A 22,335-nucleotide genomic window follows, 5' to 3' on the forward strand; every position below is an offset into this window, starting at 1 on the left:
GTGCGTTGCTTAGCGTAATTCTTTCGCCATTCGAACCACATTATCTACTGAAAAACCGAAAAACTCCAAAACTTCACTGCCTGGTCCAGAAGCACCAAACGTATCGATCGACAGTACGCTGCCGCTTGGTCCTGTGTAACTATCCCAGCCTAACGAAATGCCAGCTTCAATAGCTAAACGTTTCGTAACTGATGCGGGCAGCACTGATTGCTTATATTCTGCCGATTGACGGTTGAACAATTCACGGCTTGGCATAGCTACTACACGAACTGAAATATTTTCCTTCTCGAGTTCAGTTTTTGCGCCAACTGCCAAGGAAACCTCAGAACCGGTACCAATCAGAATAATGTCAGGCTTGTCGTTTGTCTCCGTTAGAACATAACCACCGCTGGCAACCGCAGCGACATTGCCTTTAGTTTCTTCATATATAGGCAGGTTTTGTCTGCTTAGTACTAAAGCTACTGGTCCTTCATTTTGTTGCAAAGCATAAGCCCAAGCATTAGCCGTTTCATTGGCATCAGTCGGACGGATAACTGTAAGCCCAGGAATCGTGCGCAATGCGGTCAAATGCTCAACGGGCTCATGAGTAGGCCCATCTTCGCCAACAGCGATGGAATCATGTGTAAATACATAAATGACAGGTAGCTTCTGCAGTGCAGCCAAACGAATGGACGGACGCAGATAGTCGCTGAACACGAAGAATGTACTTACAAACGGTTTTACGCCGCCGTGCAGTGCCATACCATTACCAGCAGCCCCCATAGCATGCTCACGAACACCGAAGTAAATATTTCGTCCTGCATAAGATTCAACAGCAAAGGTTTTTTCGCCATTAATATCGGTCATCGTTGAATGGGATAAGTCTGCGCTGCCGCCAAAAATTGAAGGCACCGTTTTAAGGTAATGATTGATCGCTTGACCGCTCGCTACACGTGTAGATACCGTTTTGGAAGCATCGAAAGAAAGAAGATCTGCAGCATCGATGACAACAGAACCTTCAATGACTTGCTCAAGTTCCGTACCAAGCGCCGGATGCTGTTGTTTATAAGCAGCCATTAGCTGATTCCACGCTGCTTCTTTTGCTTCGCCTTTTTGTTTCAACTGTGCAAAGTGAGCTTGAACTTCTGCTGGAACGGTAAATTCTTCCTCATGATCCCAACCGTAAACCGCTTTTGTCGCTATTGCCTCTTCTTTGCCTAGTGGATTGCCGTGCACTTTATTCGTTCCCGCTGCCTTGCTTCCATATCCGATAACCGTACGAACTTCGATAATGGTCGGCTGCTCTTCATTGCTCTTTGCTGCCTCGATCGCTTTTGTGATTTGTTCGATATCATTGCCATCTTCAACACGCAAGTAGTGCCAATTAGCAGATTCCGCTCTCTTCTGCATGTTTTCCCCGAAAGAAAGATTGAGGTCGCCGTCTAAGGAAATATCATTGGAATCGTACAATACAACGAGTTTATCGAGCTTCATATGTCCAGCCATAGACATCGCCTCGTAAGAAATTCCTTCCATTAAGCAGCCGTCTCCGACAAGTGCATACGTGTAATGATCAACAACCGGGTATCCGTTTTGATTAAATTTTGATGCTAGGTGTGCTTCGGCCATTGCCATACCTACAGCCATCGCAAGCCCTTGTCCCAGTGGCCCTGTTGTTGCATCAACGCCATCTGTATGGCCATATTCAGGATGTCCAGGCGTTTTGCTGTTCAGCTTACGGAACTGCTTCAAGTCCTCGAGCGATACGTTATAGCCGGATAAATGCAGCAGGCTGTAAAGCAAAGCCGAGCCATGACCCGCCGATAAGACGAAACGGTCGCGGTTGAACCATTTTGAATGGCTCGGGTTGTGATTAAGATGGTTGCCCCAAAGTGAGTACGCCATAGGCGCAGCTCCCATTGGAAGCCCTGGATGTCCGGAATTTGCAGCGTTTATAGCATCGATAGACAGTGTACGGATTGTATCAATAGATAGTTGTTCAATTGTTTTTGTATTAAGCATATTGTTCTCCTTTTATGGTTTCGATTTCTTGTTCGGTCTTCTCATCGAACCACCAATGGAAGCCGTCTTGTGCGAGCAGCATATCAGACTCAATCGGCCCGTATGTGCCAGCTGCATAACGATGCAGCGGAACTAAGTTTTCTTCATAAGCTTCCAAAATGGGTTGAACCCATTTCCATGACAATTCGACTTCGTCCCAATGTGCGAAAAATGTAGAGTCGCCGTGCAAAGCATCGTGAATCAAATTCTCATAAGCTTCAGGCACATTGTCTCTCGTCGCATGGAAATCGATATTCATGGGCTTGAATTCGCCCTTGTGCTGAGGGTCTCTCGTATTTAATTGCAATCTAATGCTCTCGTCTGGACTGATCTCAAAAACAAGCAGATTAGGCATTTTGCTATCATCGTTTGTTGCAGCCTGCTTTATTGGTTCTTTGAACTCGATCACAATTCTTGTTGATTTGTCCTTCATTCTTTTGCCTGTACGGATATAGAAAGGAACGCCCCGCCAGAAGTAATCGTCAATTTGCAGTTTAGCCGCAATAAAGGTGTCATTCATGGAGTTTGCAGCAATGTTTGGTTCGGAGGTATATCCGACCACCGATTTCCCTTGAATCTCTCCTTCTCCATATTGTCCTCTTATCACTTGGGTGTTGACATCTGCTTTTTGCAGCAGTTCCAGTGATTCCATGACCAGCTTCTTTTTGAAACGAACATTTTCTGAAGTGCTGTTGTTCGGGAGGTGTATGGTCAACATCATGAGCAATTGAAGCATATGGTTCTGGAACATGTCTCTGATTGCACCAACATGATCATAATAGCCAGCTCTTTCTTCCACGCCTACAATTTCGTTTGCCGTAATTTGAACGTTGGCAATGTAGCGTTTGTCCCAAAGTGCTTGAAGGACTGGATTGCTTTGCTGCAGAACCTCAAGCTTCTGAACCATCGGCTTGCCAAGATAATGATCAATGCGGAAAACTTCTTCTTCCGCAAACGATTTGCTCAGGTTTTCATTCAATTCTCGAGCAGACTGCAAATCATGACCAAATGGCTTCTCGATTACAAGCCGCTTCCAGCCATTAGCGGAACCAAGCCCGCTTTCATGAATGTTAGCTGCAATCGGTTCAAAAAATTCAGGTCCAACCGACAAGTAAAACAAGCGATTGGGTGCAACGCGCAGCTCTTCTTCCCGTTTCTCAATAAGACGAAGAAGCTTATGGTAATCTTCTTTGCGGCCAACATCCAATACACTATAGCGGAAAGCACGCAAAAAATTTTGAATCAATTCGGGATCATTTGCTTCACGCCTGGAAAACATACGAAGAGATTGTTCGACATTGTCCTGAAAGGTTTTATCGGATAGCTCTCTTCTTCCGAGGCCGACCACGGAGAAGAACTCCGGCAGCTTTTGATCAATAAATAAATTATACAAAGCAGGGTAAATTTTTCTTTTTGCTAAATCCCCTGTCGCTCCAAACAAAACAAATGTGGTAGCCTCCATGTTCTTTCTCCTTCCAGCAGTGCTTTGTAGTTAGTACTGGTTTCTATTTCCTAATTCCACTATAATACGAATATGACCTATACAAGTAATTCATATTTTTCACAGGAGCTATAGATACTGTCTATGATCAATTATGAGCTATACAAAGTTTTTTACTGGACGGCGAAGAAGGGAAGCTTATCCCAAGCCGCAAAATCGTTGTATATCACCCAGCCGAGCGTTAGCCATGCCATCAAGCAGTTGGAAGACAGCTTAGGCATCATTTTGTTTTACCGGAATTCAAAGGGCGTTGCTCTGACGCAAGAGGGTGAAATCCTTTATTCCTATATTGAGAAATCTCAAATTCTGATCTCGCTAGCTGAAGAAAAGATGGCGGCTCTTAAAAATTTAGACAGCGGTGAGCTGCGGATCGGTGGAAGCGATTCGTTGTTCAAGCATTATTTGCTGCCTTATTTGGAAACCTATCACGAAAAATATCCCGGTATCAAGCTGCATCTGAATCATGGGACTACACCAGAAACCATCGCTTTTCTGAAGGAAGGCAAAATCGATTTGGGCGTCGTTCGTATGCCCATCGTCGATTYGCAGCTAGAGGTTATGAAGGGCATTCAACTGCAGGATTGTTTTGTAGCAGGAGCTCGATATGCTGAGCTTAAGGACAAGGTGCTTTCACTAGAAGTGCTGCTCCAATATCCAATTATCCTGTTCTCTCGAAACAGTCGTGTACGAATGGCGATTACCGAACTATTTCAAAATTATGGGCATCAAATCAAGCCAGAAATTGAGGTAGGAAGCGTTGATCTGCTCATCGAATTCGCGCGGAAAGGCCTCGGCATTTCTTATGTGACTAAAGAATTTATTGCCAAAGAATTGGAAGAAGGTTCTCTCTTTGAAATTCAATTGGATATTCAGATGCCTCCTTCCCAAGTAGGCTTTATGATCATGCACAATATGCCATTATCCAATGCGGCAAGCAAGTTTCTGGAGCTAGTGAAATAGCAGCTTATGGAAAAAAAGGTCAAGTACGGTGAGTACACACCATGCTTGACCTTTTCCATTCCCAACCAAATTATAAAGCTGCAAAACGTTTCTCTGTTTTGGCTAAAATCGAAGTTCTTGCTTCAAGTGGTCGATTATCCATCCCTGCATAATTAAACCATTTCAGCTTATGAAAACCCATTTTTCTGAAGGTTCCACGGAATATTATTTTGGTGATGGGATTTCCAAATATCCATCTATAGATAAACCCTGGAGTAGCCATCACCGTTAATAACGATACACCCTTAAGCTTATTTAACTTGTTGACAAAGGGTCTGCTCGGTTTCGGTTCTTCATAGATGATTCCTTTGGAAAATACTTTATCTAAAAAGCCTTTCGTCATCGCAGGCATTGATTCCCACCATATGGGGAAAATAAATATAATGTGATCCGACTCGAACATTCTTTGTTGATAATCGTTGACAAGGGGATCTAACGTTTTCTTTTGTCTCCACGCAGCAAGCTCTTTCGCAGACATCACTGGATTAAATTCATCTGCATGCAAGTCAATGAGATCGATTTGGTGTCCACCGGTATGAAGACCTTTAGTTACAGAACCGAGCAACGCGGCTGAAAAGCTTCGTTGATGAGGAATATTCTCGGACGCCGTAGCTGTGTAGGGATGATCAAATATAATAAGCACCTTCATATTGTTCACTCCATTATTTGAAATTAATGAACCATTTATTCCTAAGCTATATTCATAACCTAATTAACGTTATAGATGCTGCTCCTCTTGTTATCCTTTAATGATAGCCTCTTTATTTTTGGCAAAAAACATCTGCTCCCACAGTCCTTCTTGCTCATACACCTCTTGCTTTCCATTCTCTCTAACAGTCAAAGTAACCGTCCCAATACAACGAACATACGTAGGATTCATTCTCAATAGTTTTACAGCGATCCGCTGAGGGAAGGAAAGCTTCATGCCACTCAATAAAGAATCTGCCACGATATCACCTTTTCGATGATACTCAATTTGATAAGTTTTGTTTTTTCCAGAGGTTTGATTAAATTTCAGCTTGTTATCCATGAATTTTTTAGTAAAAGGATGATTTATCGTTTCCTGCCGTTCTATCATCATAAACTCTTCACGATCTTCCAAAATCACGCCGTTTTTTGCAATCATTATAATTGGCTGCCGTGTATATTTATATTTCTTGTCGGAAATGATATCGCAAGATATTACCGAATAAGGTCCAATATTAGCTCGGCACCAGTACCAATGGTTGATCAGCTGATTAATTTCTGCATTGCCCCAATTATGATCGTGATATCCATTACCCTTTAATTCACAGCGCTCTCCTTCAATGGTTAGGACTGCTTCAAGGTTAGCCGACGGCTGGGCAACGAACCAAGCGAAAAAGTCCTTTTGTTTCTCTCCAAAGAACATGTGACCTGTTTTGGGACGCCACATTGGAACAGAAGATTTCATGGTGCAGCGATAGTCAACGGTATCGTCTACAAAATGAATAAAATATTGTCCATCAATATACTGGATGCTGCTTCTATCAATTTTCACATCACATTTTTGTTTGGATGCACGAATGGCGCTGCCCTTCTCTTCGGATATCTTTTTTGAAATATGTCTTCCATCCGGCAAAGTTAAATCAAACCTTATCGTTGGGCATGCATCACCTTTAACATCGAACTCATTTTTCGTATAAAATACGACGACAATTTTGGTGCCATCTGTATACTCAGCGTCAAAATACCACCACTCGTAGCTCCCCGCCTGACCATCTGTCCTCATCCCGTCTTCCCATACAGCTGGTTCTTTAGTGATACCTATTCTTTTGTAATCTTCTATTTTATGGGCTAAAGTCACACTTTTGTTCATTCAAAAGATCTCCTCCATATATAAGTGACACACTTGTATACCTTATTGGGTTCGATTATACTTGGATGTATCTTAGCAGGTCAATAAGTGTGACACAGGTTACACATTGGAGATGATTTGTGACATGTCTACTCGCGTTAATCCTATTGCGGAGCGATCAAAGAAATGGTTATGCGATGCTTTACTTGAGCTTTTACAAGAAAAACCATACAACAGCATCACGATTACAGAGATCTGTGATAAGGCCGAACTTGTTAGAAAAACCTTTTACCGCCACTTTACATCCAAGCATTCTATACTAATAGCCATCATTGATTTGAAATTCGAAGAGTTTTATGAATTAATAAAAAATGAAAATATCGAGCCTGATGAAATGCCTCTAGCGTATTTCAAATATTGGGAACAACATAAAATATTTCTGAATATTTTAATTCAAAATCAATTATTCGCCCTTCTTAATGATCAATTCGTTGTTTATTTGGAGGCTATGGCTCATATCGTAGGCAATAAGCATGCAAACCTGAGTGAAATAGAAAAAGAGTATATGCGTACCATGCTCGCTGCCGGATTATGGAGCATATTGAAAAAATGGATGATTCGGGGTTGTATTGAATCTCCTGAAGAAATGGCTAGAATGACACTAATATTTTTCGATGTTTAGTTAAATCAATCGATCCTATATCGAAAATACATAAAACCGCTGTTCTGAAGAAATTTTCTTCATTCCAGCGGTTTTATATCGTTAACTTATATATTCTAAAAAATTTTTAGCTTTTAGGGTACCGATTATTGCTTTATTCCAACTTTATTTTTGGAATTTAGAATTTAATAATTATATTCGTAGTTACTTATTTCCAAGCAAAGTCTATTTCCCGTGCCTTTTTTTATTCCGATTATAACTACGCAAACAATAAAAGCCAAAATCATAATAACATCATAGAGAATGTATAATATATTACCCGCCATAGAGTCACATCCCTTATTACTAGTGCTTCTATATCGTATCATGAAAAATAGCAGATTCATATTATCAACAATGATAACCGCACAAAACGGAACAGCTTTATAAAGAATCAGGTGGTTTCTAATTCATAGTATTAATGTCGATATCTTAAGACTAGCTTGATTCGAATGGAAGTGATTCTGCATGAAGAGACGGTTTCTTTTGTAACAAGCGTTTCGCAAAAAGAGTAAAAAGAATCAAGGAAATCGCGACGGACAAAGCACTGACGATGAACAACACCTTATAGCTTGCATACTGAGAGACAGAGCCTAACATGATTGCACCTAACCCAATACCAAGGTCATTAGCAGTCGAGATTGAGGCGTTTGCAACTCCTATACGATTTGGGTGGGCCAACCGGATCGTAGCCGCTTGAAGAGCTGGCTGCGCCGAACCGAAGCCAATACCATATAATATCGCCGATAGTAGTACACCCATCAATCCGCTCGAGAGGCTCAATACAATCAATGCACCAATCGTAATTACAAGTGCCGGTACAATGACAAAAATTTCTCCGTATCGATCAGATAGTTTTCCCGAAATGGGACGGCTTAGGGCAAGCGTTGCAGCAAATGCTAGAAAAAACGCGCCGGAATTAACCTGAATCGACTCAGCGAATAGCGGAACAAAGGTTGTAATGCCGCCATAAGCAATAAAGAGAAAAAATACCGAGGCCGCAACGGGCAAAACCGATTTTTCGAATAATTCAATTTTTCTTGGGCCAGCTTTTGGCTGGAAAGGCATTTTTGCACCTAACATGAGGAACAGTGCCCCAGCAGCGAGAACCACGGCAATTAAAAACAAATCGCTGTATGATCGATTTTGAGCAACCCAGATGCCGAACATCGGGCCGATCGCCATAGCCAGTGTCATGGACGTGCTAAACCACCCCATTCCCTCACCGCGGCGGGTGGACGGAATCATATCTGTAATCGCCGTCATCGTAGCAGTAGTAGATACCGCCCAGCTCATGCCATGCAATATTCTGAGCCCCAGCAAAACAGCAATTCCCCCGACCCAGTTATACAAATACATTGCTAGAATGAAGAGAATCAGTCCCCAAATGATAAACGGACGCCTGCCGAACCGGTCTAGCAGCCCGCCAACAAGCGGCCGTAAAATAACAGCAGACAACATAAAAGCACCCATCGCCAGACCGACCTGCGATTCATTGCCTCCCAGTTGTTTGATGAACAGCGGAAGTGTCGGATACAGCATATAAAATGCGTTAAATAAGAACAGGTTACCTATAGTCATGAGAATAAACGACTTCGTCCATAGGCGTTCGATATTTCATTCCTCCTCAGGTGCAAAAATGTTTTGATTTTTACTGATGAACAATAATCAGGAAATACAGATGATATAAAGAAGCTTAATCCTTGGAGTGAACTCCAAGTCAATACATAAATTCAACTTGTTTCGGAATAAAATTAATGGTCAATTTCAATGATATAATAATAATCATTGATTCATTAATGAACACTTGTCTATAATTATAAACAGATGCAAAACATCTGCAATTGTCAACTGAATGCGATTTGTTAATTAATGAACAACTTCTGTATATTTGTTAATTATTTACGAAAGCCTGGTGACCTGATATTGGCTAAAGTGGATCGAAGAATACAAAAAACGCAGGATGCGTTAAAAAAAGCGGTTATAGATCTGATGTCAGAAAAAAATTTTGATGATATTACAATTCAGGATCTTTCCGACAGGGCGAATGTGAGCCGCGGGACCATCTATCTTCATTATTTAGATAAATATGATCTGCTGGATAAACTCATTGAAGAACATATTGACGTGCTAAGGGTAACGTGCAGAGCGGCTGCGGAATTGGATTTTACCGAATCGACTCTAATCTGGACTGAATATTTTGAACGTCATTATTCATTTTTTTCCATGATGTTGGCGAGTAAAGGCGCTCCTTACTTTCACGGTCGATTTCTTGCATTTCTTATCGAAGAATTTAAGAATGAGATCGATGTAACGAAAGGAAAAAATGAGGGGTTAAATGAAGATCTTCTCGTGAGGTTTGTCGCTTCTTCTTTTGTAGGAGTAGTGGAATGGTGGTTCATGAATGAAATGCCTGTCCCCCATCATGTCTTAGCAGAACAACTGGGGACATTGCTGGAGAGGAATGTATAATCGTTATAAACGAACGGCGTACATCATCTTGTCAAGTTCGTCAGTACAATAACTTCAGTGCTCTCTAATATCTATTAAATAAGGCTTGCGCATTAAATCGAATTTATAAACGAAAAAATATTTATTATCTGCCTTTATTAGATTCCAAGTTGTTAATGGAACTTTAATTTTATCCGTACGAGTTTGGTCAGCATATATAATATTTATAAAATGATTCCCGCCTTTACTCTCCTTGCTTTCAATTGTGCCAACTGTGATACGAGTAGTCTCTATCGGCTTATAGATCCAAACTATGATAAAAACGATAGAAACAATCAAAACAACAATATACTTGTTTCTCATCAATTTAAGCATAGTTGCAGACCGCCCTTTCTAGTCTAATCGGTATTTTTTTATCTGATTTTTTGTTTGTAGAAGTGAATTATGGAATTAATTTCTCGGATTTCAATTTTGTTACAAATCATAAAACTAATTAATACTATAGTCAATCATCTTTTCTAAGTAGACGCTTCACTTCCTATCAATAAAATAGCCACCGCAATGGGTGGCTAGAACAATTATTTAAAATGACCCTTCGGCTTTTTGCCGCTCCATCTTTCGTCAACCTTTTCGTAGGCCGATTGGTATCTCGCATCCACACTAATTCGGTATTGATTGGTTGTATTCTCCAGTGAGCAATGCATTAAAAACATGCCGAAAATGAGTACATCGCCTGCCTGAAATTGAGTTGTCGCCCACTGACCACCGAACTTCTCCGTTATAACAAGCGGATCATCCGTGTAATGTCCCAAACCATCACGATCCGAATCTTTGGATCCATACGATTGCTTCAGCGTTTCAAATCGATGCGAGCCGAGGCAAATCGCCAGTCCCCCCATTTCATACGAAACGTTTCCAAGAGGGGACCATACGGTATAGACATTCGGGGTACCTCTTCCCATGTAAACAATGTCGTAGTGCGCTCCTGTAAAATCACCTTTGCCTACCGCACGAAGCCACTTGTAATGATAAGTCAGCGACTGTTCTCCGAGAAGTTCATCGAAGAATCGCATGATGTGCTCCCCATTCAAAACATTAAGCAGTGCAGGAAGATCCTCGTTTGTTCCTCCAAAAAAAATCGTTTTGCTTCCATCTGCCATAACGCCATCTTCTAATTGCGTATCCCGATCTAGCTTTCCCATCTGTTTCATCTTTTCCAAAATATTTGTTCGAGCCTGCATCACCTTATCACGGTCATGAAACCCGCGGATCAGTAAATAACCGTCTTCCTCCATCCGATCGCGCAGCGCCTGAACATCATGAAAAATATCATTTGAGCTTCTGAGCTCTGTGAGCTCTTTTCCATCCATTTCTAATTCACGGCTTCCAACTTTAAGCTTCATTTCAATTACACTCCTCTACTCGGTATTTGTTCTAAGTGTAGAGGAAAATCATCTATGCATCCATGGATACATGTATTCACATCATGTATAATTGTACATATTATACATAGAATTCACGGTAATTTGTGAAATTAAATGTATATTAGAACAATGGAATGGATTTGATTAATATGACCTACATGAATATTCCTTATATACTTGGAAAAGAACCCATCAACTTCCCTCAATTTAATTCGATTTGGAAAGTGCAGGCTGACGATGCATACAACATTATAACCAGTGAAGGATTCGTCGTTCCTGGTCTTTTTATTACTTATGAAGGTAAGGGCATCCTATCCCAAGGGAATGACCGCTATGAGCTGCAAGCAGGCACTTTCTTTTTCGTTCAGGAGGGAATTCCCTCCGAATACAAGTGTCAGGATAATAACTGGAAATTTTATTATCTTGATTTCAATTCCCTGGACACCATTCGAAATCTGCAGCTTCCTGTAAGCAAGGTCGAAACAACAGGAAAAGTTGCAGAGGCAGTACTGCTGTGCGAGCGTATCATTGATACTTTGATTGCAGAATCCTTCGGTTACGCTTATTCTTCGAATATCTTCCTGCAACAATTATTGGTACTCTTTGCTAGAGAACTTGAGTCAGGGCAGACCTCGCGCCAAAGCGAACTCAACAATATATTAATCTATATCCATCGGAATATGGATAAGGGTATTCGGGTCGAAGAACTCATCGAACGCAGCGGCTTGTCGCGAACGTCCTTTTTTTCGCGCTTCCGCGCATTAACAGGCCAATCACCCAGCGAGTATATGCAAAATTTAAAGCTAGAATCGGCCAAAGTATCGCTGGAGACAACAAGCCTGTCAGTGAAGGAAATTTCATCCCAGCTGCAATTTTATGACGAGTTTCATTTCTCTAAACTGTTTAAACGAAAGTATGGTCATTCTCCAAGCAATTGGCGGTCTTCCAGAGGAACATGAATCCTAGCTGAATGATGAATCGTTTTTTGTCCGTTCCGCTTTTACATGTTTCAGCTGGGCGACGATAATGACACTAATGATTGCCAGAAGGAACCATGAGCTAATCTTACCGAAACTGACCAGCTGCCAGGTTTGATTCTGATCAGGATATTTCCAAGCATTAAAAAACGTGGCTATATTTTCAGCTAACCAAATAAAAAAACCTACAATAATAAATGAAAGGGTTAAAGGCATTCGATAAGTTATAGCTCTTACCCGAAATATGATCCATGTTTTCCAGAATACAATAAATACAAGCGCCGTCAGCCACCAGCGAAAATCAGGAATAAAATGATGTGTGAAAAAGTTGAAATAGATGGCTCCTCCAAGAAGCGCCGATGGTGCAAGCCCAGGCCAGCCAGTCATGTCCATTCGTAGTCTCCGCCAAACCTGACACATAAAGCTTGCAACACTTGCATACATAAATCCGCTATAGAGCGGGACACCAAGCAACTTTGTAAACCCTAGCTCCGGATATGACCAAGAGCCCATCCTGACCTTATAGATCTCAAGCAGCAAACCAATGATGTGAAATATACAGATTACTTTGATTTCATCACGTGTCTCTAATCCGCTGCGATACATGAGATATTGCACTCCAAGCAGTACAAGTAGAATGGCATCATAACGATGAATGAAAGGTATTTCTACGATGTTAGAAAGAGCTAATGTTCCAAAAATCGCAACTGGAAATATGCAGCTCATCGCCTGATGGTAGCCAAAATGCAGTAGCTGTAACATTGATTTCAATTTGTTTCTCTCCTCACCATGACCAAAGGATAACATTTCACGACAGTGTCAACGTTCTACAACTGTCCTATGAGATAAAGCTCCCGCCATGTTAAATAAAAAAACAATTTCCTTTTCTGATCAGGAAATTGTTTTTTATTTTATTTTATTTTATTGTTCTATGAATTATGTTTATTTTTTTGATCATAGAAATGACAGCGAGCAATAATAATAAAATAATTCCACTTAAAAATAATAGATAACTTAATGGAATTAAAAAGAACAATGGTTCTATTAGTGTACCATCTGGAGCGACTTCGGATTTCCCCATCATTCCGATAACTAGACAAATGATTCCCAAAAAAATTGGGATAGAAACTAATTTTAACCACGCTGATAATCCTTTCTGTCTCATAAAAATCCTCCTCTTAGCTAACTACGAAAATAATATCGTCAATATCTGTGTAAGTCAATATAATTTTATCGTAAAACAATAAATATTTGTTGTTTCAATAAAACTCTATGCTTTACACTTTCCTATTTGTAAGCTCTCGCTCAAATCGTTTAGCTCAACGCCACAAATTCGTAACAACTTGCTCATTGTGCATCATTGCCCATTGGGCAATAATATAAGCAGGGATTATTTTTGAAAAAGCTTCCATTGTATTTGAAAAGGGGTGAACGCTTAAGCGTTACATGATGAACAAACAAAGCCTACGCGATATCAAAAGAGAAGCAACCGCGAATGCGCTTGCCGATGCAGCTTTCGCACTTGCTCTGGAAAAGGGAATGGATGGTTTCGTCGTCGAAGATGTTGTGCAGCTCGCCGGTTACTCCAGACGAACGTTTGCGAACCACTACTCCTGCAAAGAGGAAGCGATAGCTTCGGCAGCTCTCATCTTTAAAGGCGCCGACGAAATTGGGAATTGGATCAATAGCTTAAACGAGGACATGTCCCCACTCGACATTCTTCACCAGTTGATGAAGCTGCATCTGACAGGAGAACATATTGGGAAACTGCGACAGCTTGTATCATTTTCGAGGCAGCACCCTACGCTTGAGCCTTACATCTTAAGCGGACTGCGCCGTTTGCAAATTATGGCTCAGGAAACTTTAGATGAGTTTTCCCATGAACGATATCCCGTTGGGTATACCCACCTCCTCGCCGGAGCTGTTTATGGAGCCATGCTCCCCATACTGGATGGCAGCCTGAGTGTGCTGTTACCAGGTCAATCAATCGCCGAGACCCCAGAGGCCGTAACGTTCGATCAATATTTAGATACTATGTTTGGTTACTTGCGAAACGGATTTTAGTACACGACCTCACGTTATTTCTACATGCAAAGGAGAATCATTAACAGATGTCAACTTTTCTGTACAGATTGGGTAAGTCAGCCTATACCAAGCCATGGTATTTCATTATTAGCTGGATCGCAATTCTCGGAGTTGTGCTCGCTATACTCGGGGTCAATGGAATCCATGTAACCTCCGATATGAAAATTGAGGGAACGGAATCACAGAAGGTATTGGATCAATTGTCAGCGGAACTGCCAGAAGCTTCAGGCGGACAAGCCAGCATCGTGTTTACGGCTCCCAAAGACGAACGTCTAGATACACCAGAGCGTTTGAGCGCCATTACTAAAGCTGTTAATGATGTTTATAACCTCGAATATGTTATTAATGCTGCTGAATTGGCTGCTAAAGCCGGCGCTTCAGCTTCAGAAAACGCTCAAGGGAGTGCACCACAACAAGGGGACGGAACAGCGCAAGCAACCACAGGTGAATTTCCTCCCTTCGGCCCTCTAATAGTTAACGGTGTTCCGGTACCTGGCGTGATGCTTGCCTCTGACGGCAGCGTTGCCCTGTTCCAATTCCAATTCACCGTTCAGCAAATGTCGCTACCTGAATCGGTACCCGATTCCGTCATCGATGCCGCCATGTCTGTTGAACAAACGGGTATTCAAGCATTGCCAAGCGACTCGCTGTCAACTAAACCTTCCATTGGTTCGACAGAAGCTATCGGTATTGCCGTAGCTGCCGTTGTGCTATTCATGACACTTGGATCGGTTGTTGCTGCTGGCTTGCCGCTTCTAACTGCCTTAATGGGAGTAGGGATTAGCGTAGGAGGAGCATATGCCTTCTCAAAATTCATCCATATGACTGATCTCACTCCTGTTCTAGCGCTTATGGTTGGGCTTGCCGTCGGAATTGACTACTCGCTGTTTATCGTAAATCGTCAACGCCGCATGATTCTTGATCAGGGATTAAGTGCGCGGGAAGCAGCCAGCAGAGCAGTCGGCACAGCCGGAAGTGCAGTGTTTTTTGCTGGCTTGACCGTTATTATTGCTTTGTGCGGCATGCTTGTCATCGGAATTGGCTTCTTGTCTGCCATGGCGCTTGTTGCTGCTTTGGCTGTCCTCGTCAATGTTCTAGTTGCTTTAACTCTGCTGCCGGCACTGCTAGGTCTGCTTGGTGAACGCATCTGCTCGGCAAAAGCGCGTACGAAGAGCAGCACCCAATCGAAGAAAACTGCTCATGGGTTCGCACTCCGCTGGGTAACAGCTATAGCGAAAGGCCGCTGGCTTGTTATTGTTGCTGTTATTGTTATTCTTGGCGCAGCAGCACTCCCCGTCGCAAAAATGGAAATGGGCATCCCATCAGGAGCCACGGCTAACTTAGATACACCATCAAGGCAGAGCTACGACGCCATTTCAAACGGTTTTGGCGAAGGCTTCAATGGCCCGTTGCTCCTGGTAGCAAAGCCAAAAGGCGCATCGGACAAAGTGACGCCGGAATTGCTGAATGGTCTAGTTCAAGATCTAGGGAAGCATGAGAATGTTTCGCTTGTGACACCTATGGGCGTAAACAAAAACGGAGATATGGCTATTATTAGCCTCATCCCCAAAACAGGTCCAACGGATGCAGAAACCAAAAACCTAGTTCGTGAGATTCGAGCTTCTGATTCCAGCATGGCGCTAACGTATGATGTCACGGTTGGCGTAACTGGGTTCACCGCAATTAACATCGATATGTCATCGAAGCTGGCTGAGGTGTTCCCTCTCTACGTCGGCATTATCGTCATCCTATCGCTTATTATTCTGCTGCTCGTGTTTCGCTCAATCATCGTTCCGCTCAAAGCTACGGTTGGTTTCCTTCTCAGTGTGCTCGCCACATTCGGGATTACTACGGCCGTATACCAATGGGGATGGCTGCACTCCCTCTTCGGCTTTGATACCGGCGGTCCGCTGCTCAGCTTTATGCCAATAATGGTTACCGGCATTCTTTACGGTCTGGCGATGGATTATCAGGTGTTCCTCGTCAGCTCCATGCGCGAGTCTTACGTACATGGCCATCACGGAACAGAGAGTGTCGTTCATGGCTATAATCAGGCCAGCCGTGTAGTAGTAGCCGCTGCCGTGATTATGGTGTCTGTGTTCGCAGGCTTTATTTTCGCGCATGATATTATGATTAAACAGATCGGTTTTGCACTCGCAATCGGCATTCTTATTGACGCCTTTTTCGTACGCATGGCGCTTGTCCCAGCTGTCATGGCAGTCTTCGGCGACAAAGCTTGGTGGCTGCCGAAATGGCTAGACCGTATGCTGCCGAACCTGGATGTCGAAGGTGATAAGCTTCTAGCTGAACTGAAGAGCCAGGAGAGCGCTGCTACCATTAAGGAGAAACCTCGTCGAGCATATTGATTCAATTTTCGCTAATTTGATTTGCAAAAAAGGCAAACCAGATCATCTGGTTTGCCTTTTTTCGCATATGATCCCAAAGTCATGCATCAGGTATTGCAGAAGAATTATTGATCCAATTAGACTGACAAAATTATGATTGAGGATTTGTTGGGGTATACTGTCACGTATTGAGATTAAAATTCACTGTTTTGTATATTTTACAACATATTCTGAAATATTTTTTCTCATTTGCATTCACTTCCATTGCTTTGTATAAAGTTATTAGTGTATTATTTGTCCTTAGAATACAAAAAAATAGAACCGTAGAGGACGTGTTTACATGCAAGCAAAAATTACACTTCAAGAAGGTCAAAGACTAATTACGAACAAAGATTTTGAAGTTGCGATTGCTCAAAAAGCAATAATCAAACCAATGCAAAACGGCATGCAGATTAGACCAGCATCAACCATAACAGGATATAACGACGATTCCGTTCGTATGTCAGATGGAAGCATTATTCACAGAACAGCAAATTCATTTTTCGTTTAAAAACAATGTCTACAAGGCCGATGTAAAAATCGGTTTTTTTATTTTTTATATGACCCTTAACATTATGATAAACAACTGATTGCGAGCATGGAACAAAAAAAAGCAAGGAAACTTCCCCTGCTTTTTTTACTTTATTTAATTGATTTATAATACTCCGCAAACACGTCAGCAAAAGCCTCTGCAGTTTGGAGATTTTCTTCCAACGTATTATTTACTCCCCCAAATTCCAGAAGCAGGCTTCCATTAGAGACGGACTGGTTGTACTCGGCATTCCCCTGGTGGGCGCTTTTCATAAGAACTCCCCTCGATATGCCAGGATACTTCTTGTTTAATAGAGCGTTTAACGCTTCGGCGAACTTTTTGTTTTCCTTATGCGCAGGATTAGCATCTCCAATGACGAACATAATGCGCGCATACGTTTTACCATTAATGACAACCGTTGTTTTGCTCCGTGGAACATCAGCGTCACGGTGAATATCGAAGAAATAGGATAGTGAAGTATTAGCCTTCATCGCCTTGTCGACTGCTTTACGCGATTCAACGTAGGCTTTTGTGTAGCTTAATTTCTGTTCATTCAGTCTTTCAGTAAAGTCGGTCTGTTCAACAATGGAGGATATCCCTTTTTTCTGCAGACTCTCAGCAAGCTTCTTGCCTACAAGCGTAATGTTCACTTTGGCATCGTCGACGGAGGTCCCTTTTGAATTACCTAATACATTTCTCCAGGACTCCCTATTATGCGTATGATAGATATACACTTTACTGCCGCTTTGTTTGTTACTCCCCGTGTTCACAACCCAATTAGCAACGTAAGCGGTTCCTCCACTAGGCAGCAATACTTTATACCAATCTCCTTCTAATCCGACGACAGGAAAGGTTTCTCCAGCTTTCGCCTTGGCAACAATCTCATAATCTAAACCAGGCCCTTTGCGCAAATTAGTAGTATCTACGATATTTACAATAGCTTCCTTATCTTGACCACCACCCGGCTTGTTGGCGTTTTCCTGGTTTTGTCCATTATTTGAAGTAGGTTGGCTGCCGCTGCTCTCAACCGTCTCCACTACCCAATTTGCAACATAAGCCGTGTTACCGCTGGAAAGAGCTACTTTGTACCATTCCCCTTTCGATTCAACGATTGGATAAGATGTGCCAGCCTTCGCTTTGGCAACAATCTCATATTCAAGCCCCGGTCCTTTGCGCAAATTGGTAGTATCCACAATTTTAGCGATTGTTTCTTTCTTTTGAACGGTTTGAGCGTACTGTTGTACTCCCTGGCTTAGCTTTTTTCCTGCCGACAAGTTCTGAATTGACGCATAGGCAGAATCGGATCCCCCTGTTAATAAAGAAAGAATGATCGTTCCACCCAATAGTTGATTTCTTAATCTCAAAGCTAACTTTCCTCCATTTCAAATACTTATTCTACGAATTTCGACAGCAATGGAGGAAAATCCTTCTAAACTATATTCTAGAACGCGAAAATGAGCGTAAATTCCTAGTAGAGTCATTCAAAAGACATGACAGATAAAGACAAATCAATTTATCAAGCACTCATATGTAACTATATTTTTTACGAGCACCTATTTTTTCAACTGTGAAACTATTGATTTTAGCTCAATTAAATCATCTATGACGATATCTGCCTGAGAGAGTTCGTCTTCTTGTGCAAAATCAAAGTTGCATCCAATGGCGACTAAACCATAGGATACAAAACACCTTTCCCGCTTCTAATGTTTTCAATCCATCGTTCTAGAAAGTATAAGTCCGTTTGTTCTCTTATTTCTTTGGAATGGTTGGGCAAGAGAGTTTCCCAAACCTTTGGTAAAGGTATACCCATAATTTCGCGGTATTTATCAATAGGCGTTGCGCTGTCCCATTCATTTATTGACCTTAACTGATTAAACGCATCTTCAAGTGATATTTCTAAAATTTTATTTGTTTGAAATAGTGTTCCGTCCATATCAAAGATTAGTGATAGTGACATTTCTTCCTCTCCCTTTATAAAATACATGATCATTCCCACTTTAACACAAATCATTGAAGTTAACTGCTCAATAACAGTACGAGGCTGCCGTTTCATACCGGTAGCCTCGTTCTTTTTAAGCTATAGTAACCCATTCTTTCTTTCCATTAATGAATATTCAATAATCTGATCCAACAGTTGGCTGAATGAAATTCCCGCAGCTTTGGCGCTTTTGGGCAGAAGGCTATTTTTCGTCAAGCCAGGCAATGTGTTCACTTCCATTACATAAGGAATTCCATCTTTAATCATCATGTCGATTCGGGCGTAAACGCTGCATTTTAATGTCTTGTAACAGCCTAGTGCAGAAGCACGAACCCGTTCAAAAATCTCAGGAGGCAGCTGGATCACTTTTTCATCAGCTCCACCGTCATCGTACTTGGAAGAATAATCAAAAAACTCGGATTGAGAACGAATAGCGATGATAGGAAGAAGTTTACCGTTTAAAATGGAGCAGGTTATTTCCTCACCATCGATATATTGCTCGATCAACGCTTCATTATCCCATCGAAAGGTTTCTAGTACCTCATCAACTAACGTTTCTTTGTTTTTTATTATTCTGACTCCTAAACTCGATCCGCCTGAATTTGGCTTCACGATAACCGGATAACCCAGTCGTTCGACATCTTCAACACACAATTCAGCTGCACTATTCAAATGAATCCAGTCAGGAGTAACAATGCCTTCACTACGAAAAAGCTTTTTAGATATATTTTTATCCATGCTCAAACTGCTCGATAAAACACCGCACCCCGTATATGGAACGCCAAGTGTTTCAAGCGCCCCTTGAATCGTTCCATCCTCACCATACTTCCCATGAAGCGCAAGCAGAGCCACGTCAATATTTTTCACTTTTTCAATGAGTTCATCTTTTCGATTGATTTCAATCGGATACAACTCATACTTTTCTCTATCCAAATTAGCAATCATTTCGCGTCCAGTCATAAGGGAAACTTCTTTTTCTGATGAAATACCCCCCATTATCACTCCAACTCTCATAGCTGTCTCTCCTTCATCATTTGTTTAGCCGTATCACCTATAATTTGAATTCCTTTTATGATGTCCTCATATGCGACACGTGAGAAGCCAAGGCGTATCGTATGATGACCTTTATTATCCGTAAAAAAAATGTTGCCCGGAGTAAATATGACCCCTTTGTGGCGACAGTATTCTAATAAGACATTGGTATCAAAGTTATCTTCGAATTCAATAAAAACATGAAGCCCTCCGTCGCCTGAAAGGCGTTTTAACGGAATAAACGCTTTACAGCACCGAATGACTAATTCACATTTTCGTTTATATTCAGACTTGGCTTTTTTCAAATACTTCTCGAAGTTGCCATTATGAAGATATTGATAAAGTAAGGATTGATCTAATGTGGAGGTGTGGATGCTTCGCGCACGCTTTACACTTTCCAGATAATAAATGAGCTCTTTCTCCGCCAAGACCCATCCAACCCGGAGGCCAGGGAATAGGATTTTCGAAAAACTGCCTAGATAGATGACACTATTTCCATTTCCGTTGCAAGCAATTAAAGGGGCAATGTGGTCTCCTGAAAACCTTAGCTCCTCGTTGAACCCATCTTCAATAAGCGGGACTTGATATTTATGGAGCAGCTTGATGACTTCCATTCGTTTATGGGGAGACATCACAATCCCCGTTGGATTATGATAGGAAGGTACAAGATAGGTTAAATCAAACGATCGCTCTGACAATGCCCTCTCCAGCTCCACAAGATTAATCCCGTCTTGCTCCATTTCGATACCCTCAATATCAAATCCATGCATCTTAAACAGTTTAATAGCCGCATGATGGGTAGGATTCTCGCAAAGGACACGACCATGTTTCTTAATTAAAGTCGATAAAATGAGATCTAATCCTTCTGTAAAACCGTTCGTAATCAGAATATCCTTACCCTCTAGATTTACCCCTTTATTCTCCATATATCGAAGTAAATATTCCATTAAAGGCTTGTAGCCTTGTGCATATCCATAGTTTAAGATGATTTCACCCTCTATGGACATCCGATCTAAAAATGCTCGTTTGACATTATCGAGATCAAACAGTTTCCCATCCGGTGCGATACTTGTGAAATTGATTTCCCCTGTGCTCGAACGTATCCCGTGCTTGCTAAGATCCATTTTTTCAGCAATCTTCGCTTGCTTGCTAATATTTTGCTTCCAATCAAGCTGCCATAATTGTTCAGTTGCTGCTTCACCGAATTTTTGAGCAACAAAGCTCCCTTTCCCTTTATCTACATACACAAAACCTTCGTCTTTCAAGTCTGCGTATGCATTAACTACCGTATTTCTACTGACATTCAGCATAGAACTAAGTTCGCGCGTAGACGGTAGCTTCTGATTCGCTTGCAATACACCTAAAGTAATTAAACTTTTCATGTATTCTTTTACTTGAGTATAGGCAGGGCTGTCATCCGTCATATTGAATTCAGTAAACATCCAATCCCCCCTAAAAATATAATGACATACATTGATCAATATAATAAGATCCACGATGTCTAATTTTCAGCCTACCTGTGGATAGGTTACAAGCTTGAACGAATATATAACCCATTAGAAATATCAACAATCGCGCTCAAATGACAGGGATGATACTTCCCCATAACGCAAACGTTCGTTTTAATCTTCTTTAATAAGCTTCCAAACTTTTTTTGAATAAACTAACCAAACCTTGTAATCCCTAATTTCTTTTCTAAAATCGTATACGCTGTCCATATCAATGTCATGACCAATAAAGGTTACCGGTATTCTTAATTCAGCTTTACTTTTTTGAATTTTTGACATGTCAATCAATAATCCATCTCTTGTCCATTCTAAAAGTACCGATGATATGTCCTTTGGAATTTCTTGAACATGCCTACCCGCTAGCTTATGAAGCTTAAAAGCAATCACTTTAGCTAAAAGAACTTCATAATCATATAAATCTATAACATAAAGCTTGTTAAACCAGCCATCATCATGTGCAAAATAAGCAAACCTCAGCTTTGGTATATGATGCAATGGCTCACCCATATGGCCAAAAAACAATAATTCAGCGATTTGATTTTTGCTTAAAGCATTTAAATCCTCTTCTTTGGAGAAATCTACCCAACAAAAATCTCCATAGTCATACACGTTTTCTTCAATTAATTCATCCAATCCTTGCTGCAAAACATAATGAAGTCTAGAATGCCAATTCGTCTGTACGTTATGAAAATCATGTTTAAGAAGTATAAGGTTCTCCGGCCTATGATGTACACAGTTCATAAATTCATGAAATTCGATTCCATAGGAGCAAAAATAATTCTTCTCATGCTCGCCGCTCACATATATTAAATCCCTAATTTGCTTACTTTTCTTCAATAGATATACCCCTCAAAAGGAAAGATTGGTTTCTATTTCTATAGTACTACATCCTGCATAGGGCGTTATGC

Annotated in this window: 20 protein-coding genes and 2 pseudogenes; 7 read left to right on the forward strand and 15 right to left on the reverse strand. The window is 41.3% G+C overall.

All coding sequences use genetic code 11. The annotated features are described in order from the left end of the window. Window positions 1-9: 9 nt before the first annotated feature. Both tkt and zwf read right to left on the reverse strand, forming a co-directional pair. Window positions 10-2,001: a transketolase gene (gene tkt, locus AB4Z45_RS25005; protein ID WP_441912322.1), complete on the reverse strand. Its 1,992-nt coding sequence runs from the start codon at window positions 1,999-2,001 to the stop codon at window positions 10-12. Further along, window positions 1,994-3,502 carry a glucose-6-phosphate dehydrogenase gene (gene zwf, locus AB4Z45_RS25010; protein WP_441912323.1) on the reverse strand — a complete coding sequence of 503 codons (1,509 nt, stop codon included), beginning with the start codon at window positions 3,500-3,502 and terminating at the stop codon, window positions 1,994-1,996. The genes tkt and zwf overlap by 8 nt, the downstream gene beginning before the upstream one ends. Before the next feature lie 123 nt (window positions 3,503-3,625). Here zwf and AB4Z45_RS25015 point away from each other — a divergent pair, with 123 nt between their 5' ends. Then, entirely contained in the window at window positions 3,626-4,501 is an 876-nt protein-coding gene (locus AB4Z45_RS25015; RefSeq protein ID WP_441912324.1) for a LysR family transcriptional regulator, read from the forward strand. 70 nt (window positions 4,502-4,571) lie between these two features. Here the strand turns inward: AB4Z45_RS25015 and AB4Z45_RS25020 are convergent, their stop codons facing one another. Both AB4Z45_RS25020 and AB4Z45_RS25025 read right to left on the reverse strand, forming a co-directional pair. Further along, complete coding sequence (locus tag AB4Z45_RS25020) at window positions 4,572-5,189, reverse strand: NAD(P)H-dependent oxidoreductase (RefSeq protein WP_441912325.1); 618 nt, start codon at window positions 5,187-5,189, stop codon at window positions 4,572-4,574. A gap of 90 nt (window positions 5,190-5,279) precedes the next feature. After that, window positions 5,280-6,377 carry a hypothetical protein gene (locus AB4Z45_RS25025; protein WP_441912326.1) on the reverse strand — a complete coding sequence of 366 codons (1,098 nt, stop codon included), beginning with the start codon at window positions 6,375-6,377 and terminating at the stop codon, window positions 5,280-5,282. Window positions 6,378-6,501: 124 nt separating this feature from the next. Here AB4Z45_RS25025 and AB4Z45_RS25030 point away from each other — a divergent pair, with 124 nt between their 5' ends. Continuing rightward, on the forward strand, window positions 6,502-7,038 hold the full coding sequence (locus AB4Z45_RS25030) for a TetR/AcrR family transcriptional regulator (RefSeq protein WP_441912327.1): 537 nt from the start codon (window positions 6,502-6,504) through the stop codon (window positions 7,036-7,038). A gap of 456 nt (window positions 7,039-7,494) precedes the next feature. Here the strand turns inward: AB4Z45_RS25030 and AB4Z45_RS25035 are convergent, their stop codons facing one another. Beyond that, a complete protein-coding gene (locus AB4Z45_RS25035) occupies window positions 7,495-8,670 on the reverse strand; it encodes an MFS transporter (RefSeq protein WP_441912375.1) in 1,176 nt (391 codons plus the stop codon). Between the two features lie 312 nt (window positions 8,671-8,982). On the opposite strand from AB4Z45_RS25035, the gene AB4Z45_RS25040 reads away from it, so the two are divergent. Beyond that, entirely contained in the window at window positions 8,983-9,528 is a 546-nt protein-coding gene (locus tag AB4Z45_RS25040) for a TetR/AcrR family transcriptional regulator (protein WP_076265608.1), read from the forward strand. 54 nt (window positions 9,529-9,582) lie between these two features. On the opposite strand, the gene AB4Z45_RS25045 is transcribed toward AB4Z45_RS25040, so the two are convergent. Both AB4Z45_RS25045 and AB4Z45_RS25050 read right to left on the reverse strand, forming a co-directional pair. Next, complete coding sequence (locus AB4Z45_RS25045; protein ID WP_441912328.1) at window positions 9,583-9,882, reverse strand: hypothetical protein; 300 nt, start codon at window positions 9,880-9,882, stop codon at window positions 9,583-9,585. A gap of 203 nt (window positions 9,883-10,085) precedes the next feature. Beyond that, complete coding sequence (locus tag AB4Z45_RS25050; RefSeq protein WP_441912329.1) at window positions 10,086-10,910, reverse strand: phytanoyl-CoA dioxygenase family protein; 825 nt, start codon at window positions 10,908-10,910, stop codon at window positions 10,086-10,088. 170 nt (window positions 10,911-11,080) lie between these two features. Here AB4Z45_RS25050 and AB4Z45_RS25055 point away from each other — a divergent pair, with 170 nt between their 5' ends. Then, window positions 11,081-11,890: an AraC family transcriptional regulator gene (locus AB4Z45_RS25055; RefSeq protein WP_441912330.1), complete on the forward strand. Its 810-nt coding sequence runs from the start codon at window positions 11,081-11,083 to the stop codon at window positions 11,888-11,890. Between the two features lie 3 nt (window positions 11,891-11,893). Here the strand turns inward: AB4Z45_RS25055 and AB4Z45_RS25060 are convergent, their stop codons facing one another. Beyond that, window positions 11,894-12,670 (reverse strand): DUF817 domain-containing protein, encoded by a 777-nt coding sequence (locus AB4Z45_RS25060; protein ID WP_441912376.1) that lies wholly within the window; start codon window positions 12,668-12,670, stop codon window positions 11,894-11,896. Between the two features lie 154 nt (window positions 12,671-12,824). Beyond that, window positions 12,825-13,073, reverse strand: a complete 249-nt coding sequence (locus AB4Z45_RS25065; RefSeq protein WP_441912331.1) for a DUF3955 domain-containing protein — start codon at window positions 13,071-13,073, stop codon at window positions 12,825-12,827. Window positions 13,074-13,354: 281 nt separating this feature from the next. Between AB4Z45_RS25065 and AB4Z45_RS25070 the strand changes: the two genes are divergently transcribed. The 3 genes from AB4Z45_RS25070 to AB4Z45_RS25080 all read left to right on the forward strand — a co-directional run bounded on the left by AB4Z45_RS25070 (window position 13,355) and on the right by AB4Z45_RS25080 (window position 16,888). After that, window positions 13,355-13,972: a TetR/AcrR family transcriptional regulator gene (locus AB4Z45_RS25070; RefSeq protein ID WP_441912332.1), complete on the forward strand. Its 618-nt coding sequence runs from the start codon at window positions 13,355-13,357 to the stop codon at window positions 13,970-13,972. 47 nt (window positions 13,973-14,019) lie between these two features. Next, window positions 14,020-16,359: an MMPL family transporter gene (locus AB4Z45_RS25075; protein WP_441912333.1), complete on the forward strand. Its 2,340-nt coding sequence runs from the start codon at window positions 14,020-14,022 to the stop codon at window positions 16,357-16,359. A gap of 319 nt (window positions 16,360-16,678) precedes the next feature. Next, window positions 16,679-16,888, forward strand: coding sequence for a hypothetical protein (locus AB4Z45_RS25080; protein ID WP_076265602.1), 210 nt, complete (start codon window positions 16,679-16,681; stop codon window positions 16,886-16,888). A gap of 131 nt (window positions 16,889-17,019) precedes the next feature. Here the strand turns inward: AB4Z45_RS25080 and spoIIP are convergent, their stop codons facing one another. The 6 genes and pseudogenes from spoIIP to AB4Z45_RS25110 all read right to left on the reverse strand — a co-directional run bounded on the left by spoIIP (window position 17,020) and on the right by AB4Z45_RS25110 (window position 22,264). Continuing rightward, complete coding sequence (gene spoIIP / locus AB4Z45_RS25085; protein ID WP_441912334.1) at window positions 17,020-18,273, reverse strand: stage II sporulation protein P; 1,254 nt, start codon at window positions 18,271-18,273, stop codon at window positions 17,020-17,022. Between the two features lie 189 nt (window positions 18,274-18,462). Beyond that, window positions 18,463-18,582: pseudogene (locus tag AB4Z45_RS25090) on the reverse strand (nucleosidase); the annotation flags it as partial. A 2-nt stretch (window positions 18,583-18,584) separates the two neighbouring features. Beyond that, a pseudogene (locus tag AB4Z45_RS25095) lies at window positions 18,585-18,866 on the reverse strand (HAD hydrolase-like protein); the annotation flags it as partial. Between the two features lie 120 nt (window positions 18,867-18,986). After that, window positions 18,987-19,901 (reverse strand): D-alanine--D-alanine ligase, encoded by a 915-nt coding sequence (locus tag AB4Z45_RS25100; RefSeq protein ID WP_441912335.1) that lies wholly within the window; start codon window positions 19,899-19,901, stop codon window positions 18,987-18,989. Next, a complete protein-coding gene (gene pdxR, locus AB4Z45_RS25105; protein WP_441912336.1) occupies window positions 19,898-21,361 on the reverse strand; it encodes a MocR-like pyridoxine biosynthesis transcription factor PdxR in 1,464 nt (487 codons plus the stop codon). Before pdxR ends, AB4Z45_RS25100 begins: the two co-directional genes overlap by 4 nt. Window positions 21,362-21,541: 180 nt before the next feature. Further along, a complete protein-coding gene (locus tag AB4Z45_RS25110) occupies window positions 21,542-22,264 on the reverse strand; it encodes a hypothetical protein (protein ID WP_441912337.1) in 723 nt (240 codons plus the stop codon). Window positions 22,265-22,335 lie beyond the last annotated feature (71 nt).

This window comes from Paenibacillus sp. MCAF9 (assembly GCF_052114265.1).
In the GTDB taxonomy this organism is placed as follows: Bacteria; Bacillota; Bacilli; order Paenibacillales; family Paenibacillaceae; genus Pristimantibacillus.